This window comes from Nocardia sp. NBC_00416 (assembly GCF_036032445.1).
Taxonomy (GTDB): Bacteria; Actinomycetota; Actinomycetes; order Mycobacteriales; family Mycobacteriaceae; genus Nocardia.
The window spans coordinates 5,443,673-5,461,230 of sequence record NZ_CP107932.1; the positions used below are offsets into that span (position 1 = coordinate 5,443,673).

The 17,558-nt window shown below is 67.8% G+C and carries 16 protein-coding genes and 1 tRNA gene; 6 read left to right on the top strand and 11 right to left on the bottom strand.

Annotation, left to right across the window (positions count from 1 at the left end; all coding sequences use genetic code 11):
• Nucleotides 1-83: 83 nt before the first annotated feature.
• Nucleotides 84-1,604 (bottom strand): DUF2142 domain-containing protein, encoded by a 1,521-nt coding sequence (locus OG804_RS23385; protein ID WP_328389901.1) that lies wholly within the window; start codon nt 1,602-1,604, stop codon nt 84-86.
• Nucleotides 1,601-2,596 (bottom strand): glycosyltransferase, encoded by a 996-nt coding sequence (locus tag OG804_RS23390; RefSeq protein WP_328389903.1) that lies wholly within the window; start codon nt 2,594-2,596, stop codon nt 1,601-1,603. The genes OG804_RS23385 and OG804_RS23390 overlap by 4 nt, the downstream gene beginning before the upstream one ends.
• 211 nt (nt 2,597-2,807) lie before the next feature.
• Here OG804_RS23390 and OG804_RS23395 point away from each other — a divergent pair, with 211 nt between their 5' ends.
• Both OG804_RS23395 and OG804_RS23400 read left to right on the top strand, forming a co-directional pair.
• The gene (locus OG804_RS23395; RefSeq protein WP_328389905.1) at nt 2,808-3,329 is read left to right on the top strand and encodes a GtrA family protein; all 522 of its coding nucleotides are present in this window, start codon (nt 2,808-2,810) and stop codon (nt 3,327-3,329) included.
• A 210-nt stretch (nt 3,330-3,539) separates the two neighbouring features.
• Nucleotides 3,540-5,444 carry a glycosyltransferase gene (locus OG804_RS23400; protein WP_328389907.1) on the top strand — a complete coding sequence of 635 codons (1,905 nt, stop codon included), beginning with the start codon at nt 3,540-3,542 and terminating at the stop codon, nt 5,442-5,444.
• Between the two features lie 69 nt (nt 5,445-5,513).
• Here the strand turns inward: OG804_RS23400 and OG804_RS23405 are convergent, their stop codons facing one another.
• The 6 genes from OG804_RS23405 to OG804_RS23430 all read right to left on the bottom strand — a co-directional run bounded on the left by OG804_RS23405 (nt 5,514) and on the right by OG804_RS23430 (nt 11,295).
• A complete protein-coding gene (locus OG804_RS23405) occupies nt 5,514-6,365 on the bottom strand; it encodes an SDR family oxidoreductase (protein WP_328389909.1) in 852 nt (283 codons plus the stop codon).
• A gap of 303 nt (nt 6,366-6,668) precedes the next feature.
• Nucleotides 6,669-7,349 (bottom strand): hypothetical protein, encoded by a 681-nt coding sequence (locus OG804_RS23410; RefSeq protein WP_328389911.1) that lies wholly within the window; start codon nt 7,347-7,349, stop codon nt 6,669-6,671.
• 123 nt (nt 7,350-7,472) lie between these two features.
• Nucleotides 7,473-8,375: a galactofuranosyltransferase GlfT1 gene (gene glfT1, locus OG804_RS23415; RefSeq protein WP_328398663.1), complete on the bottom strand. Its 903-nt coding sequence runs from the start codon at nt 8,373-8,375 to the stop codon at nt 7,473-7,475.
• 368 nt (nt 8,376-8,743) lie between these two features.
• Nucleotides 8,744-9,616, bottom strand: coding sequence for a galactan export ABC transporter ATP-binding subunit Wzt/RfbE (gene wzt, locus OG804_RS23420; RefSeq protein ID WP_328389913.1), 873 nt, complete (start codon nt 9,614-9,616; stop codon nt 8,744-8,746).
• A gap of 13 nt (nt 9,617-9,629) precedes the next feature.
• Nucleotides 9,630-10,484: a galactan export ABC transporter permease subunit Wzm/RfbD gene (gene wzm, locus OG804_RS23425; protein ID WP_328398665.1), complete on the bottom strand. Its 855-nt coding sequence runs from the start codon at nt 10,482-10,484 to the stop codon at nt 9,630-9,632.
• Between the two features lie 220 nt (nt 10,485-10,704).
• On the bottom strand, nt 10,705-11,295 hold the full coding sequence (locus OG804_RS23430) for a bacterial proteasome activator family protein (protein WP_328389915.1): 591 nt from the start codon (nt 11,293-11,295) through the stop codon (nt 10,705-10,707).
• Between the two features lie 193 nt (nt 11,296-11,488).
• Between OG804_RS23430 and OG804_RS23435 the strand changes: the two genes are divergently transcribed.
• Complete coding sequence (locus OG804_RS23435) at nt 11,489-12,691, top strand: cysteine desulfurase-like protein (RefSeq protein WP_328389917.1); 1,203 nt, start codon at nt 11,489-11,491, stop codon at nt 12,689-12,691.
• Nucleotides 12,692-12,701: 10 nt separating this feature from the next.
• Here OG804_RS23435 and OG804_RS23440 read toward each other — a convergent pair whose 3' ends face one another.
• Entirely contained in the window at nt 12,702-13,700 is a 999-nt protein-coding gene (locus tag OG804_RS23440) for an NAD(P)H-quinone oxidoreductase (protein WP_328389919.1), read from the bottom strand.
• Between the two features lie 70 nt (nt 13,701-13,770).
• On the opposite strand from OG804_RS23440, the gene OG804_RS23445 reads away from it, so the two are divergent.
• Both OG804_RS23445 and OG804_RS23450 read left to right on the top strand, forming a co-directional pair.
• A complete protein-coding gene (locus OG804_RS23445; RefSeq protein ID WP_328389921.1) occupies nt 13,771-14,946 on the top strand; it encodes an alpha-hydroxy-acid oxidizing protein in 1,176 nt (391 codons plus the stop codon).
• Nucleotides 14,947-15,023: 77 nt separating this feature from the next.
• Nucleotides 15,024-15,111, top strand: a tRNA-Ser gene (locus OG804_RS23450).
• 70 nt (nt 15,112-15,181) lie between these two features.
• On the opposite strand, the gene OG804_RS23455 is transcribed toward OG804_RS23450, so the two are convergent.
• A complete protein-coding gene (locus tag OG804_RS23455; RefSeq protein ID WP_328389922.1) occupies nt 15,182-15,637 on the bottom strand; it encodes a group II truncated hemoglobin in 456 nt (151 codons plus the stop codon).
• 302 nt (nt 15,638-15,939) lie between these two features.
• Between OG804_RS23455 and OG804_RS23460 the strand changes: the two genes are divergently transcribed.
• On the top strand, nt 15,940-16,554 hold the full coding sequence (locus tag OG804_RS23460; RefSeq protein WP_328389924.1) for a putative glycolipid-binding domain-containing protein: 615 nt from the start codon (nt 15,940-15,942) through the stop codon (nt 16,552-16,554).
• Nucleotides 16,555-16,580: 26 nt separating this feature from the next.
• Here OG804_RS23460 and OG804_RS23465 read toward each other — a convergent pair whose 3' ends face one another.
• On the bottom strand, nt 16,581-17,528 hold the full coding sequence (locus OG804_RS23465; RefSeq protein ID WP_328389926.1) for a prephenate dehydrogenase: 948 nt from the start codon (nt 17,526-17,528) through the stop codon (nt 16,581-16,583).
• Between the last annotated feature and the right edge of the window lie 30 nt (nt 17,529-17,558).

A 17,558-nucleotide genomic window follows, 5' to 3' on the forward strand; every position in this document is an offset into this window, starting at 1 on the left:
GGAGAGGTCGGGCGTCGCCGTCGTCAACGCCCGACCCGAACCGCCTCCGGCGCCGAGGGCCGATGCCTCGCGCCGCGGCTCATTCAGGCCCAGACGTAGAGGTGGTACTTCGCCACCGAGGTGAGCAGCGAGACCAGTGCCGCGGCGACGATCGTCACCTCGGCGAGCCGGCCGGGTGGGCGGTCGCCGGGGCCGCGGAGCCGGAACGGCATCCAGCGCAACAGCACCGCGAACGACACGATCGCCAGCGGAATGAAATAGCGGCCCTGGACACCGTCGATGATGTAGTAGCCGACCGGTGTGAACGACATGTACAGCGTTACGTAGATCATCGCCACACTGGCCGCCATGGTCAGGGCGACCACCACGGTCCGCCGGAAATCCGGCTTGTCGAGACGTTCCGTTATCCCGACGCTCACCGCGAACGCGAGCAGGCAGGCCACGACGGCCGTGGCCGGCACATCGATGTAGGCGAAACCGAGTTCACCGAAGAACTCGGTGAACCATTCCTGGTCCCGTCGCAGGATGCTCTCCCAGAAGGTCCGCAGGAAACCGAACGGGTCGGTGATGATCCCGGTCAACTGTTCGCCGGTGTCCACGGTGTACCACTGATTCCGGGGTCGCATCAGGCTGGTGCCCTCGCCGGTCGGCGCCGCGATCTTCATCCACACCGCGAACCCGATGGCCCCGATCGCGGCGCAGATCCAGGTGAGCCACCGGCGCCATCCGGTCAAGCCCATGCGTTCGGCCGGTATCAGCACCACCAGCATCGCCAGCAGCACATAGGTCGGTTTGCACAGCGGCAGCAGTATCGCGCTCGCCAGAACCGCGGCGGTTTCGGTGCGGCCCAACCGATCACCGAGGAACAGGCCCTTCACGAGCAGCGCGGAGACCAGCACGGCCAGCGCATTGGTGAGGGTGTCGGCGGTGATGGTTCCGGACTGGAACACCGCGATCGGCAGCACCGCCGCGGTGAAGGCCAGCCACTGGATGCGGTGTGCGCGCAACGCCCACAGGGCGAAACCCACCACCAGCAGGTAGGCGGCCAGGCCGGACAGCCGGGTGAGGCGGACCATGGTCCCGGCGTCGGCGTCGATCAGTTCGGCGAACCGGATGCCGATCGCGTTGGGCACGTAGGGAACCGCGGAGTAGGCGGCGGTATTGGTGAACCAGATGATCTTGCGTTCGTCGGTCACCGGCGCATCGCTCAATCGTTGATAGGCGCCGGGATCGGCCACATCCGGGTACGGTTCGCCCGGATTGTGGGTGTAGTCGTCGAGCGCATACCCCATCAGCGCTTCCACGGCCGCCGGTACTTCACCGCCGTAGGAGACGCCGCGGTCGTCCTCGATGCGAGCGGGGGTCAGACCGCCGTGTGCCACCTGGTAGGCGCGGCCGAACTGGGTGAGTTCGTCATGACCCCAGAACGGCGGGCTCATCACCGCGAACAGCAGACCGAAGATTCCGGCCAGCAGCGCGAACGCGACGGTCGCCGGGCCCATCCGGCGCAGCAGCGCCGTACCGGCGCGGCCGGGCCCGGACAGCGCGAAACGGCCCGCGGCCTGCTCGGTTCCGGCAGGGCGGGTCTCGGTCCCGGCGGTCAACGGATATCCCCGGCCAGCGGGTCCGGCTGGGGATATCCGGTCGCCGTCGCCGGGTGCGTCCCCGCACCGGGGGCTTCGTAACGTAGGTAGATCAGGCGTGACGCCTCGTGCCGGGAGCGGCGGATACCGTCCAGGATCAGCCCGGCGGTCCAGGCCAGGAAGCCCACCAGCAGCAGGGTGCAGGCGAGGAACAGGGTGGGGAAGCGGGGCACGGTGTGGGTGTCGTAGTACTCGACCACGATCGGGACGGTCAGCACCACGGAGATGAGCCAGCTCACCGTGCCGAGCAGACCGTAGAAGGCCACCGGGCGCTCGTGCCGGGCCAATCCGACGATGAGGGCCAGGATCTTGAAACCGTCGTGATAGGTGCGCAGTTTGCTCTCACTGCCGGCCGGGCGGTCCCGGAACCCCACCGCGACCGCGGTCTGCGGGACCCGTAGATGCAGCGAATGCACGGTGAGTTCGGTTTCGATCTCGAACTCACGGGAGACCGCGGGGAAGCTCTTGACGAAGCGGCGGGAGAACACCCGGAATCCGCTGAGCATATCCTCGACGTTCTCGCCGAACACCTTGCCGACCACGCCGTTGAGGACTTTGTTCCCGGTTTCGTGCCCTGCTCGGTAGGCCGATCCGTCCGCATCCTGTTTCCGGACACCGAGCACGTGGTCGTACGGTCCGGAGAGCAGGGTCTCGATCATCGCCGGGGCCGCGGACGCCTCGTAGGTGTCGTCGCCGTCGATCATGAGGTAGATATCGGCCTCGATATCGGCGAAAGCGCGACGCACCACATTGCCTTTGCCTTTCGCCCGCTCCGCGCGGACGATCGCGCCGGCGGCGCGGGCCTTCTCGGCAGTGGCGTCGGTGCTGAGATTGTCGTACACATACACGACAATTCCGGGCACCGCGGCTTTCAGGTCGGTGACGACCTTGGCGACCGACGCTTCTTCGTTGTGGCACGGGACCACGGCGGCAATGCGCATTTCATCGGTCATGAGCGAGACCGGCGATCGGTCGACATACTGGCGCGGCGGCCGAAGCGCAGGCGAAGGCATCGCACTACCGCCTCCGGGCCTGACTCGCTGATGTGGTGATCGGTGGAGTCCACCTGGTCAAATCCTCGAAATCGACGGATATGGGAACACGGGGAGAGTACCGGGTCCGTGCCGGGAAGGATGGCTCAGGTCACTACGGTACCGTCGGCGCGTGTCATCTGGTGAGCCGTCGCCCGCTCTCACTGCCGACCTTCCGGCCGCCCGTTCGCTCACCGAGCGGCTGCGGACCGGGTTGCGGCAGAGTGCGGCGTTCCTGGTGGTCGGCGTGGTCGGATTCCTGGTCGACGCGGGAACCTACAACCTGCTGGTGTTCAATTTCGGCGCCTGGGGCGGCGAGGGACTCATGTACGACATCCCGCTGCTCGCCAAGATCATCGCCATCGGCGCGGCGACGGTGCTCACCTACTTCGGCAACAAATGGTGGACCTTCTCGCACAAGCAGTCCGGCAGCCCGGCCCGCGAATATGTGATGTACGCGCTGATCAACGTGATCGCGATCGGCCTGCAATTGAGTTGCCTGGGATTTTCGCGATACGTGCTCGACCTGTCCAGCCCGCTCGCGGACAATATTTCTGGAACGCTTATCGGTCAGATGGTGGCGGTGATCTTCCGGTATTGGGCCTATGACAAGTTCGTATTCACCGGTGACGCCGATCGGAAAACGGCGGCATGAGCGAGTCGGGCGCCGGAGGCGGTAGCGCGATACCTTCGCCCGCGTTTCGGCCTCGCCGAGTCGGTGCGTCGACCGATCGCCGGTCTCGCGCACGCCCGGATAAATACCGAACGGGCGCCCGGCGTGGCTGATTGATATCCTCGGGCCCGCCGCGAACCGTATTCAGGGACATGTCTGTCCCGTCGGCACAATGAGGATTTCGAGGACTTCATGGACCAGTCGGCTATGCAGGCCGTTACCGAGACGAACGATCACGCTACGGTCGCGCCGGAGTCGCTGCGCGCCGAACCCCACCGGGCACCGGAGAGACTTGTGCTCCAGAGAGGCATCTTCACCGGACCGTCGGCGAAGATCAGCGACGAGTTGTACGCGGTGGTCAAGGGCCGCGCGAACCGCGATCGGCTGAGCCTGCACCTGGACAAGGGCGCCACCGCGCACACCAACACCTACTTCGGCCGGTTCGCCGCCAGCTACTGGCAGCGCTGGACCGTCGTGACCGAGGTGCGGGCCACGATGACCCTGCACGGCGGCAAACACGCCAGAGTCCGGATCGTGGCCTCCGATATCGCCGGGCACCGCCGGATCGTGGGCACCAGCGAGGTCGCCGCCGGCGGTCCGGTGACGCTGACGGCGCCGCTGGACCAGTTCGTGGACGGCGGCGCGCTGTGGCTGGAGTTCGACGCGGTCGGCGGCGACCTCACCGTCTCCGATCTCACCTGGACCGCGGTGGCGCCCGAGACCGTGCGCCCGGTCGCCATCGCCATCTGCACCTTCAACCGCGCCCAGGACTGCGCCGAGACCGTGGCCGCGCTCGCCTCCGACCAGACGGTCCTCGGTGCGCTCGACGCGGTGTACGTGGTGGACCAGGGCACCGACGCGGTGGAGGATCGGCCGCTGTACCAGGCCACCCGGCCGATGTTCGGCGAGAAACTGCGCTACATTCGCCAGCCGAACCTGGGCGGCGCGGGCGGTTTCACCCGCGGCCTGTACGAAGTGTCCGCGGCCAACGAGCACGCCGACGTCATCCTCATGGACGACGACATCCTCTGCGAACCCGAGACCGTGCTGCGGATGCAGGCCTTCGCGAATCTCACCGTGGAACCGACCCTGGTCGGCGCCCAGATGCTGTTCCTGCTCAACCCCGACTATCTCAATGTCGGGGCCGAGGACGTGAATCTGCACAAACTGATGCACGGCCAGAAGGTGCCCAAGGCGCTGCGTAACACCAGCATGCTGAAGAAGAACCAGGAGCGGCGGGTCGACGCCGGATACAACGCCTGGTGGACCTGCCTCATCCCGGCCGAGGTGGTGAAGAAGATCGGGCTCCCGTTGCCGATCTTCTTCCAGTGGGACGATGTCGAGTACGGCGTGCGGGCCCGGGAACACGGGTTCGTCACGGTCACGCTGCCCAACGCGGCGGTATGGCACGCCGACTTCTACTGGAAGGATTTCGACGACTGGGCGCGCTACTTCAGCACCCGTAATTCGCTGATCGTCAGCGCGATGCACGCCGATCTCGACGGTGTCGCCGTCTCCCGGCAGTTGCTGCGCAATATCGGCGAATACCTGGTCGGCATGCAATACGGCCTCGCCCACACCACGCTGCAGGGGATCGAGGACTTCCTGCGGGGTCCGGAGATCCTGCGCGACGGCGGCGCCGAGGTGCTGGCCCGGGCCCGCACCAGCCGCGCCGACTACCCGGAGACCGTGAAACACCCCGCGGCCGCGCCGCCGGTGGTCTCCGGCGATATCCGGGTGCGCCGCGCGGGCGGTGAGCCGAGCCGACTGCTCGCGGTGCTGATCAAACGGGCGATCCAGCAATGGACCGGCCGGGTCCAGTACGGACTGGTCGGGGTGACCCGCGAGGACGCGCACTGGTGGCATGTCTCGCTGTTCGACCACGTGGTGGTCACCGACGCCTCGCAGTCCGGGGTCCGGGTGCGCAGACGCGACAAGGCGACCGCGCGGGCACTGCTGCGGCGCACGCTGCGGGTGCTGCGCCGATTGCGCAAGGAACTGCCTACGCTGCAGCAGCGGTACCGCGAAGCGCACGCCGAGCTCACCAGCCGCGAGAACTGGGAACGGTTGTACGGGATCGACGCCGACTCGAAATAGACCGAAGCGATACCGGCCCGCGGCGGCACCGGCGATTCCGGCGCCGCCACGGGCCGTTGTCCGGGTCTCCTACAGGAACAGATCGGTGGTGAGCGGTTCGTCGCCCGGGGTCACCCGGTACTTGTCCAGATCGGTGATCCCGTGCGCGGCCAGGACTTCGTCGTCGATGAAGAAATTGCCGGTGGTCTCAGCGGCAGGTGAGGTGAGCACCAGATACGCGGCATCGGCGTAGATGTCCGGTGTGCGCGAGGTGCGGACCATCTCTTCCCCGCCGAGCAGATTCTGCACCGCGGCGGTGGCGATGGTGGTGCGCGGCCACAGTGAGTTCACCCCCACACCGTCGGGCTTCAGTTCTTCGGCCAGACCCAGCGTGGTCAGCGACATCCCGTATTTGGCGATGGTGTAGCCCAGCGAGGAACCCGCCCATTTGGGGTCCAGGTTCAGCGGCGGCGAGAGCGTCAGGATATGTGGATCGCGCCCGGCGGCGGCCGATTCGCGCAGCGCCGGTATGCACAGTTTCGACAGCAGGAAACTGCCGCGGCAGTTGATGTCCTGCATGAGGTCGTATTTCTTCATCGCCAGCGAATCCGTGGGTGACAGATCGATGGCGGAGGCGTTGTTCACCACGATATCGATACCGCCGAACCGTTCGGTCGTCAGCCGGACGGCCTCGGCGACCGACTCGTCGATCCGAACATCGCCGACGAACGGCAGCACGGTCGCCCCCGCCTCCTCGAGCTCCGCGGCGGCGGTATGGATCGTGCCGGGCAATTTGGGGTGGGGCTGGTCGGTCTTGGCGATCAAGGTGATGTTCGCGCCATCGGCGGCCGCCCGTTTGGCGATCTCCAGTCCGATACCGCGGCTGCCGCCGGACATGATCATCGTCCGGCCGCTCAACGGCTTGCCCTCGGTTGCTGTCATTGCCTGCCCTCCTGTCGTCGCGGCCGCCGACCCGCGCGCTACCGCGTTCGGCGCATGCGCATCGAGCGTAGGCAACGGACACGACGTTGCCCAGAGGTCGCGGCAGCACGTCGGGCAGCGCGCACTCGTCCCACAGCTGCGTTGCGGAAGTGGTAGAACTCGCCGCAGGTGAACCCGCGCCTGCTTCCGGCGATCGGGTAAGGGAGTGTTCGACGGTGCCGGTCGGGGTGGCCGTCGACGGCCCCGACGGTGCACGCGGCGAACCCCGGGGGATCCGCCGCGTGCGCTGGTCGGCGCGCGGGCTCACATCGTGGCGATGACCAGGATGTTCAGCAGGAAAATAAGCGCGACGACTGCCCAGACCACGTACATGACGACCATGCCGGGCGTCTTCTGCGGAACAGGTCCGATCGCGCCGTTGAGGAAGATGAGCGCCGGTGACCGGTAGTAGTACCGCACCGCCTGCCCGGGCTGGACCGACGCCGCGACATCGGCCGGACCCATATCGAACAACCACGGCGTGGTGACCCGCACGTGGTACTGGCCGGCGCCGACCGGGATATGGTTCGCGCCCCACCGTGTGTTCGGCACCCGCTGACCGTTCACCGTGATCTTCGGTTTGGTGATCGCGAGGATGAACGCCATCGGGGTGTAGGAACAATCCACCGTGATGCCCGGCGGATCGTGGGGAGCGGGCTGCTGCGGCTGACCGTAGGGTCCGGGCTGCTGCCCGCCCGGACCGAACTGGGCCGGTGGCTGGGCGTAGGGACCGCTCGGGAACTGCTGCTGCCCGGGCTGGCCGTACCCGCCCGGCTGCGGCTGTCCGGGCGGCGGCGCGCCCCACTGCTGCGGACCGCCTTGGGGTCCCCCTGGATACTGTGGCTGCCCACCCGGATTCGGCGGCGGCGCGAATTGCTGCTGCGGTGCCGGGAACTGGCCGGGTGCGGGCTGGCCTTGTGGCGGCTGACCGCCGGGGTAACTCATCGATCTCCTCCCGAATCATGCATATTGCCAGCCGAACTTACCTGGCGGGGAGGAATCTCTCGCATCGACGGTCAACCCTGGTTGCGGCCGGAGACCGATATGGCCGGTATGCGCCAGCGGTGGCTAATCCGGTTTCTGGAACTGCTCGTTGCGCCCGAGGCTGCGCAGATGGAACCACTCGCGCAGACCCGCCGGATCGCGCCGGGTCACCAGGAAGAACCAGGAAAAACGAATCCATTCCTGCGGCAGCAGTTTTCGCATCCCGGGCTGGGACATGAGGTAACCACGGTTGCGGTAGGTGAAATACCGCTTGACCGGGTCGTCGGGGTACTGGGTGTGCATCCGGCCGCCGAGGATCGGTTTGAACTCGGCCGCACCGTTGGGGTGCAGATACGCCGTCTGCAGACAGGTTCCGAAAGGAAGCCCGGACCGTACGAGGCGGCGATGCACCTCGACCTCGTCACCGCGGACGAACAACCGCAGATCCGGTACGCCGATCACATCCACCGCCTGGGCGGAGATGAGGGCGCCGTTGAACAGGGAGGCGATCCCGGGCAGGAAATCCTCGCCCCCGAGTTCGGATCGCAGTCGTCGCCACACCACGCCGCGACGCAGTGGGAACGCCAGCCGATCCGGTTCGTCGATATCGCAGACCACCGGTGAGACCTCCACCAGTTCGTGGCGGCGGGCGCAGTCGAACAAAGTGGCCAGGACTTCCGGGCCTTCGGGCCGGCCGTCGTCGTCGGCCAGCCACACCCAGTCGGCGCCCAGGCTCAGCGCGTGCAGCATCCCGAGGGCGAAACCACCGGCGCCGCCCAGGTTGTGCGCGGAACCGAGATAGGTGGTCTCGATCGGCTGATCGGCGACGAGTTCGGCCACCTCGGCTTCGTTGCCGTTGTCGATCACGATCAGGTGATCGACGGCCCGCGATTGGGTCGCGACGGCCTTCAGCGATTCGGCGAGCAGATCACGACGCTTATGGGTCACCACCACGGCGACGATCTTGGCGTCCGCGCCGTACTCCACCTCGGGAAGCACGGCGCCGCCCGCGTTGGGTTCCCGCCCGGGATCCGAGGCCGGATGCCCCGACTCGCCCGTGCTGTGTTCATCGGGGATGGGCGCGGGCCCTTCGTGGTCACGCTGCGTTTCCGCCTGCGGTCCCGACTCGCCCGTGCTGTGTTCATCGGGCACGAGCGCGGGCCCTTCGTGGTCACGCTGCGTTTCCGTCTCCGGTCCCGACTCGCCCGTGCTGTGTTCATCGGGCACGAGCGCGGGCCCTTCGTGGTCACGCTGCGTTTCCGTCTCCGGTCCCGACTCGCCCGTGCTGTGTTCATCGGGCACGAGCGAAGGCCCTACGCGGTCACGCTCCGCTTCCGTCTCCGGGCCTGACTCACTCATACCTGATTGTTCTCCAGTTCTCGTTCGCCGTCGGCCGACTGCCGCGCTTTTTCGTCGGCGGGACGGCCGGACTTCTCGGCTTCGATCTCCCGCAGGACCGTCGCCACATGATTACCCGCGTCCGGACCCTCGTAGGCCCGGACGACCTCTTCGATTCCGCCGTGCAACCGGATCTGGCCGTGATCGATCCAGAGCGCGGTATCGCACAGCTGCGCCAGGAACTCGTTGGAATGGCTGGCGAACACCAGGATGCCCGACCGGGCGACCAACTCCTGCAACCGGATCCGCGCCTTCTTCATGAATTCCGCGTCGACCGCGCCGATACCTTCGTCGAGCAGCAGGATCTCGGGGTCGATGGAGGTCACCACGCCCATCGCCAGCCGCACCCGCATACCGGTCGAGTACGTGCGCAGCGGCATGGACAGATACTCGCCGAGTTCGGTGAAATCGGCGATCTCGTCGATCTTGTCCATCATCTGCTTGCGGGTCTGCCCGAGGAACAGACCGCGGATGATGATGTTCTCGTAGCCGGAGATCTCCGGGTCCATCCCGACGCCCAGATCGAACACCGGCGCCACCCGGCCGCGGATCCGCGCACTGCCCCGCGAAGGCTCGTAGATGCCGGACAGCAGCCGCAGCAGAGTGGATTTACCGGCGCCGTTGTGGCCGACCAGGCCCACCCGGTCGCCTTCCTTCAACGACAGGCTGATGTCGCGGAGTGCCTCGACCACCACCACATCGGATTGGTTACGGCCGATCGAACCGCCCGCCTTACCCAGGAACGCCTTCTTCAGCGACCGCGATTTCGCATCGAAGATCGGGAACTCCACCCACGCTTTGCGGGTTTCGATACCTACGTGATCGGTCATGATCGCCTGACTCCTAAACCCAGTAGGGCACGCGCGAACGGTACTGGCGCAGCGCGACCGCGGCGGCGATCCAGCCCACCAAAGTGATGGCGCCGACGATCGCCCAGTGGTACAGCTTCTGGTCGTCGCCGAGCAACGGCGCGCGCACGATCTCCAAATAGTGGTAGGTGGGGACCACCTCGGCCAATCGCGCGCGTTCGGCGACCTGCCCGCCCTGCTCCTGCAGGCTCTTGGTGTTCCACATCACCGGGGTGAGTACGAACAGCATCAGGGTCATACTGCCCAGGATCGGCGCGATATCGCGGTAGCGGGTGCTGAAGATACCGAACAGCACCGAGACCCACATGGCGTTCAGGAACAGCAGCACGAGGGCCGGTATCGCGAACACCGCGGTCCAGTGCAGATTTCGCCAGACGCCGAACAGTGCCAGCACCACGAAGTAGATCACCAGATTGTGCGCGAAGAACAGGATCTGCCGCCAGACCAGCCGGTACACGTGCACGCTGAGCGCGGACGGCAGCTGTTTGATCAGGCCCTCGTTGGCGACGAAGACGTCCGCGCCCTCCAGGATCGAGGCGTTGATGACGTTCCACACGATGAGGCCGACCGCCACGTAGGGCAGATAGTCGCGCAGCGGCTGGCCGAGCAGCGCCGCGTACAGGATGCCGATGGCAGTGGCCTGCACGCCGGTGGCGATGGTGATCCAGAACGGACCCAGTACCGAACGCCGGTAGCGCTGTTTGATGTCCTGCCAGCCCAGCGAAAGCCATAGTTCGCGCTGCCCGAACCCGTCGCGGATATCGCGCCAGGCTCGTGACCAGGACTGCGAATCCGATTCGATCGGATCCGGATCGGTCACCACGGTGATATCGGAGACGGCGGTATCGGTGCCGACGACCGGGGTCTGCTCGGAACTCACGGGCTTCTCATCTGCGGCGGGGTCGTGGTCGGGGCGCACCGGGCTCTCGTCGGTGCTCTCCGGGGTTTCGGTGTTTACCAGGTCAGAGCGAGCGGAAGCTGCGGGCACGGTGCACGACACTACCCCGGAGCACGAGTCCCGGTACCGGCTGGCATATATACCACCGAACTCACAGGTACTGGCCGGTGCCTCCGATGGACTGTCCCGGCTGGCCGCCGCGGACGTCGGCGGCATGGATACCCGGAGGCAGTGCGCCCTGGCGCATCTGCTCGAGCTGCGCCCGCGCGGCCATCTGCTGAGCGAACAGCGCGGTCTGGATTCCGTGGAACAGACCTTCCAGCCAGCCCACCAACTGCGCCTGCGCGATGCGCAGTTCCGCGTCCGACGGGATGGCGTCTTCGCTGAACGGCAGCGCGAGCCGCTCGAGTTCTTCCCGCAGTTCCGGAGCCAGGCCCTGCTCCAGTTCGCGAATGGAGGATTTGTGGATCTCGGCGAGGCGGGTGCGGCTGGCGTCGTCCAGCGGCGCCGCCCGCACCTCCTCCAACAGCTGTTTGATCATGGTCCCGATCCGCATGACCTTGGCCGGCTGCTCGACCATATCGGCCAGCGATTCGGAGTCTCCGCGCTCGGCCGCGTCCTGGTCCGGGGTCTCCCGGCCGGGGTAGGACGCGCTGGTAGCGGCGCCCGCGGGCAACACCAGCGGACGTCCTTCGGGGCCGATCACGACAACGGGATCCGATGCGTCATCCGATTGCGTCATGGTCCCCATCATGTCGTGTTCGTGCCGAACGCGCGAAGTCGGTGGTAGCGGCGGGGCGCCCATGAACACCGCACGAGCGAGTCGGACCCGGAGGCGGACGCGGAGCGTGACCACGTACGGCCCGCGCTCATACCCGAGGAAATCGGCTGTACCAGGGTTACCGAGATATCAGCACTGCCTTAAAGTGACCTGCATGACTTACGACGTCGCGCGGGTCCGGGGACTGATCCCCTCCCTGGCCGACGGCTGGATCAACCTGGCTCCGCAGGCGGGCATGCTTGTTCCGGATTCTGTCTCGCGCGCGGTGTCCATCGGTTTCCGCTCGTCGTCGTTCTCCCATATCGGCCGCCACGGGGCAGCCAAACGCAGCGCCGATATCCTGCACGACGCCCGGGTGGCGGTCGCGGATCTGGTGGGTGCGGACCCGAGCGGGGTCGTCCTGGGTCCGGACCGTGCGGTGCTGCTGGCCTGGCTCGCGGAATCCCTGAGTTCCCGGCTCGGGCTGGGTACCGGGATCGTGCTGTCGCGGCTGGACGACGAGGCGAACGTGGCTCCCTGGCTGCGAATAGCCAATCGCTACGGTGCGCATGTGCGCTGGGCCGAGGTGGAGATCGAGACCTGCGAAATGCCGGCCTGGCAGTTCGAGGAGCTCATCGGGCCCACCGCGCGGCTGGTCGCGATCACCGCGGCGTCTCCGATTGTGGGCTCGGCGCCCTCGGTGCGGGTCGCGGCCGAACGGGTGCACGAGGTGGGCGGGCTGCTGGTCGCCGACGCGGTCGGCGCCGCACCGTACGCGCTGATCGGTATCGAGGACCTGAAAGCCGATGTGGTGGCGTTGAGCGCCCCGAGTTGGGGTGGCCCGCAGGTCGGGGCGCTGGTCTTCCGGGACCCCGCTTTCCTGGACCGGATCCCGTCCATGTCGTTGAACCCGTACGCGAAGGGTCCCGAACGGCTCGAGGTCGGCGGGCACCAGTATGCGTTGCTGTCCGGTCTCACCACCTCGATCGACTATCTGGCCGCCCTCGACGAACGCGCCGGCGGCACCCGCCGGGAACGGCTCGAGCTGTCGATCAGTTCCCTGCAGGACTATCACGATCAGCTGTTCGATCATCTGATGAGCACCCTCGAGAAGATCACCGGCCTGACCGTGATCGGGCGGGCGTCCACCCGTATCCCGACGGTCAGTTTCACCGTCGACGGGATGCAGGCGGAGAAGATCGCCGCCGAACTGGGCGATAAGCGGATCAACGTACTGGCCGGATCCCACGGCGGCAGCCGGTTATTGGACGCACTCGGAGTGAACGACGAAGGCGGCGCGGTGACCATCGGTCTCGCGCCGTACACGACTCGGCGGGAAATAGATCAGCTGGGCCGGGCGCTGTCCGCGCTGGGCTGACCGCCGCCGGTCAGCCTCCTACGCGCAGGATCACCTTGCCGAAGGTGTCGTGGTCGTCGAGCAGTTCGTGGGCCCGGCCCGCTTCGGCCACCGGGACCTCGGCGTGGATCACCGGCACGATCGCGCCCGTTTCCAGTAGCGGCCAGATATGGGCGCGCACCTCGGCGATGATGTCGGCCTTGCTGCCGCGCCCGGTGGCCGGCCGGTCCCGGAGTTTGATCGCGCGTACCGTCCCGCGTTTGGCCATCAGCGCGCTCAGGTCCAGTTCGGCGTTCACCCCGCCTTGCATTCCGATCACCAGTACCTGGCCGTCGAGCGCCAGCGCCGCCACATTGCGGCTCAGGTAGGCGGCGCCCATGTTGTCGAAGATGATGTCGGCGCCCGGTCCGCCCAGGCCCTGCTCGGCGCGGACGAGGTCCACGAAATCGTGGTCCCGGTAGTTGATCAGCACGCTCGCCCCGAGTTCGGCGCAGCGGTCCAGTTTCGCCGCCGACCCGGCCGTCACCGCGACCCGCGCGCCCAGCTGTACCGCCACCTGGATGGCGTGGGTGCCGATCCCGCTGCCGCCGCCGTGGATCAGCAGCAACTGCCCGGAATGCAGTCCGGCGGTCATCACCAGGTTCGACCACACCGTCGCCGCGACCTCCGGCAGTCCGGCGGCCGCCGCCAGGTCCAGGCTGTCCGGTACCGGCAGTAGCTGTCCGGCGGGCACCACGACCTTTTCGGCGTAACCGCCGCCGGACAGCAGCGCGCACACCCGGTCGCCCACCGCCCAGTCGCGTACCCCGTCGCCGAGCTGCGCGATCACCCCCGAGCATTCGAGGCCGGGGACGGGTGTCGTCCCGGGTGGGGGAGCGTAGAACCCGCGCCGCTGCAGCAGATCGGCCCGGTTCACCCCGGCTGCCGCCACATCGATCAGCACCTCACCGTGCCCCGGCACCGGGTCGGGGGCGTCCGACCACTCCATGACCTCGGGGCCGCCGAATCCGTTCAAGTTGATCGCGCGCACCGACCCATACTGCATCAGAAATTGCGGAGAGGGTGCCCGCGGCGCCCCGACACGGCTAGCGTGAGCGTCCGTGAGCAGCTTCATCGACTTCCAGAACGAGATCTACCTCCAGGGAATGGGTGGGTCGGTCCCCGAACTGCCGATGACCGCGGACGGTTTCGCGGACAAGGCCCGGGAGTTGCTCGACGCGCGCGCCTACGCCTATGTCGCCGGTAGCGCGTCGGCCGAGCGGACCGCCGCGGCCAACACCCGCGCGTTCGACCGGTATCGGATCGTGCCGCGCGTGCTCCGCGGGACCAGCGGTCCGGGTGCGCGGGATACGTCCGTCGAGGTACTCGGCACCAAACTGGCCGCCCCCGTGCTGACCGCCCCGGTCGGGGTGCTGGAGCTCCTGCACGAGAAGGGCGAGGTCGTGGTGGCCCAGGTGGCCAAGGAGCTGGGCGTGGGCACGGTGCTGTCCACCGCGTCGTCGTCCACCATCGAAGAGGTGGGCGAGGTCGCCGGGGACTGGTGGTATCAGCTGTACTGGCCCGCCGACGACGACCTGGCGCGGTCGTTCGTGGAACGGGCGCAGCGGGCCGGTGCGAAGGCGATAGTGGTCACCGTCGACACTCCTTCGCTGGGCTGGCGCCCGCGCGACCTCGAGCTGGGTCATCTGCCGTTCCTGCTGGGCAAGGGCATCGCGAACTACCTCTCCGACCCGGTGTTCCGGGCGAAACTGCCCGCCCCGCCGGAGGAGAGCGAGGACGCCATGCGGATGGCGATCCTCACCTGGGTCGGTCTGTTCGGCAACCACACCCTGCGGCCCGCCGATCTGTCCAGGCTGCGGGAGTGGACCGAACTGCCGATCGCGGTCAAGGGCGTCCTGCATCCGGACGACGCCCGCCTGGTGGTGGACGCCGGCGCGGACGCCGTGCTGGTGAGCAATCACGGCGGCCGCCAGGTCGACAATTCGGTCGCCGCGCTCGACGCGCTGGCCGGGGTGGTCGGCGCGGTCGGCGACCGGGCCGATGTGCTGTTCGACTCCGGTGTCCGGACCGGCTCCGACGTCCTGGTCGCGCTCGGGCTCGGCGCCAAGGCGGTCTGCTACGGGCGGCCGTGGGCGTATGCGCTCGGGGTCGCCGGCAGCGCCGGGGTGCGGCACGCGCTGCGCCTGCTGCTCGCCGACTTCGACTCCGCGATGGGCCTTTCCGGTTGCGCCGATCTCGCGAGCATCACCCGCGACCTGCTCTCCGTGCCGCGTTGATCGCGCGGCAGGGGTACTGAGCGGCCGGTTGCCGGATTTCGGTCCGCGCCGGGTGCATCGGTTACCATCGAGGCCTTGGAGACGTGGCAGAGCGGCCGAATGCACTCGCCTTGAAAGCGAGAGTCGTGAGAGCGACCGGGGGTTCAAATCCCTCCGTCTCCGCCACATCCGTCCACCAGATCTTCGACTCCCGAGACCCCGATTCGCCCCGAATCGGGGTCTCGTGCCGTCGGGGTCAGCCGAGTCCGTTCCATCCCCAGCGCGGTGTCGGACCCGGGTCACCGAGGTCGGTACCGGCGGGATCGGCCGAGACCTCGCGCGCGACGGTGGTCCCCCAGTCGAAGTAAGCGATGACCGTCCGGCGCAGCGCCGGGTCGTCGGGGAGTTCCTTGTCGACGGCTTCGGTCATCAGTTCCATCCAGCGCAGCCGCTGCGCTTCGGTGATCTCCAGGCCGAGGTGGGCCCGGAGCAGCGCCTGGTGCCCGCCGAGACGATCGGTGAAGTCGGTGGAACCGCCGAAGACCTCGCTCAGCCACACCGCGACATGCTCGATATGTGTACGGGTGAAATCGGCGAACACCGGGGCCAGCAGCGGATCGGCCAGCACCCCGTCGTAGAAGGTGTCGCCCAGCCGGCGCAGGACATCGATCCCGCCGACGGCCTCGTAGAGGGATTGTGTGTGCTCGGACATCTCATGGCTCCTGGGCCGCAGGGATCGCGCCTCGTGGATCCCGCGGCGCGGTGACGTCTGGAAGCCTTCTCCGGGGGCGGGCCGGCCCGGCCGGTGCTCTCGGCGACCACGATATCCGTAAAGGCCGTGGACACAACGACATCGGCTCGAGGTTCGCCACGGGCGAACAAGCGCTCCGGGAATCCGGTGCGCCGGTGACCGCATACCCTTGGGATCGCGGCGTAACGTGCTCGTAACCGGGTTGCGCGGCTCGAATGCCCGCACGGCCGCCGATACCGCGGGGTGTTGCGTACGGTGGACCCGTGACGGAAACGAGCGACGAAACCCCTGGTCCGGACATCGCGCCGGAGCCGGCCCGGTGGCCCGCCGTGCTGACCTGGCGCGCCCACGACGCCTCGCGGATGGAATCGGTGCGCGTCACGCTCAACGGCAATCGCATCCGGGCCAGCGGCCGCATCATCGGCAGCGGTTGCGGGGAGCACACCGCGTTCAGCGCCTCCTACGATCTGGTCACCGACGAGAACGGCGTGACCAAGCGGCTGTCGATGAGTAGCACCACCGCGGCCGGTGAGCGGTACACCTCCATCGCCCGCGACGAGGAGAACTACTGGCTCGTCGACGCCGCCGGCACCCATATCCGTTCCAAATTCGGCGGCGCGCTGGACGCCGATGTGGTGCTGAGTCCCTTCTTCAACACCCTGCCCATCCGCCGCTTCGGGCTCCAGCACGCTATGGAGGATGTGCAGGTACCGGTGGTGTATGTCCGGTTGCCGGACCTGTCGGTGCAGGAAGCCGACCTCACCTACAGCAGCGCCGGAGACGGGATCAGTGTGCTCTCCCCGGTGTCCAGCGCGACCCTGACCGTGGACCCCGACGGTTTCGTCCTCGACTATCCGGGTCTGGCCGAGCGGGTCTGAACCCCGTCATGCGGTGTCGCGAGCGTTCACAGCGCGGTGACGACCCCGCCCGCCCGGCCCGCCTCCTGTAGTTTTTCCAGCCAGCCCTCGGCGCCCGGCTCGATATCGGTGATCGCCCAGCGTTCGGCCGATTCGTAGCGCTGCCGGGCGGTGTGGCCGGCGGCGGTGAGGTCGGCGAGCGAGGTGTCGGCGCTCAGCGATTCGCGCGCTTCGGTCAGGGCGGTCAACGTCTCGTCCAGTACCGCCAGCAGGGCGTCGGAGTTCGGTTCGCAGATCGCGCGCACCAGGTCGGGTGCGGTTCCCGCGACCCGGGTGCCGTCCCGGAACGATCCTGCCGCAAGACCGAGCGCGAGGTCCCCGCCGCGTGCTCCGGCCACGGCCAGCGCCTCGGCCAGGACGTGCGGCAGATGTGAGATACGAGCCACAGCACGGTCGTGTTCGGAGGCGATCACCGGCACCGCCACCGCGCCGCAGTCCAGGGCCAGTCGGGTGACCCTGGTCCAGGTCTCCGGATCCGTTCCCGGGTCCACCCCCACCGCCCAGGCGGCATTCCGGAACAGTTCCGGATCGGTTGCCTGCCAGCCCGATTCGGCGGTGCCGGCCATCGGGTGCCCACCCACGTAGCGCGCTTCCAGGCCGTACCGGCGCACCGCCGCCGCGACAGGGGCCTTCACACTCACCACATCGGTGAGCCGGCAATCCGGTGCGTGTTCGGCGATCGCGTCCAGCATCGGGCTCACCGCGGGCATCGGGACCGCGACCACGATGAGGGCGTCGGCCGCGGCGGCCCGGCTCAGTGCCTCCGGGAGGTCGTCGGTGACATCGAATCCCGAGGTCCGGGCCGCCGCCACGCCCGGTGCCGAGCGGTTGTATCCCCATCCGTACCAACCGGCCGCGGTCGCCGCACGCAGCAGCGACCCGCCGATCAAGCCCGTTCCGAGAACACAGAGCGCCGTGCGGTCGTCAGCAGTCACCGGAACAGATTCGCATACGACTTCATCTAA

Excerpts from the sequence above, each read along its gene's own strand:
- OG804_RS23435 (WP_328389917.1), top strand. The coding sequence starts at position 11,489 with ATGACTTACGACGTCGCGCGGGTCCGGGGACTGATCCCCTCCCTGGCC.
- OG804_RS23410 (WP_328389911.1), bottom strand. The coding sequence starts at position 7,349 with ATGAGTTACCCCGGCGGTCAGCCGCCACAAGGCCAGCCCGCACCCGGC.
- wzt (WP_328389913.1), bottom strand. The coding sequence starts at position 9,616 with ATGACCGATCACGTAGGTATCGAAACCCGCAAAGCGTGGGTGGAGTTC.
- OG804_RS23405 (WP_328389909.1), bottom strand. The coding sequence starts at position 6,365 with ATGACAGCAACCGAGGGCAAGCCGTTGAGCGGCCGGACGATGATCATG.
- OG804_RS23455 (WP_328389922.1), bottom strand. The coding sequence starts at position 15,637 with ATGTCCGAGCACACACAATCCCTCTACGAGGCCGTCGGCGGGATCGAT.
- OG804_RS23430 (WP_328389915.1), bottom strand. The coding sequence starts at position 11,295 with ATGACGCAATCGGATGACGCATCGGATCCCGTTGTCGTGATCGGCCCC.
- OG804_RS23390 (WP_328389903.1), bottom strand. The coding sequence starts at position 2,596 with ATGACCGATGAAATGCGCATTGCCGCCGTGGTCCCGTGCCACAACGAA.
- OG804_RS23400 (WP_328389907.1), top strand. The coding sequence starts at position 3,540 with ATGGACCAGTCGGCTATGCAGGCCGTTACCGAGACGAACGATCACGCT.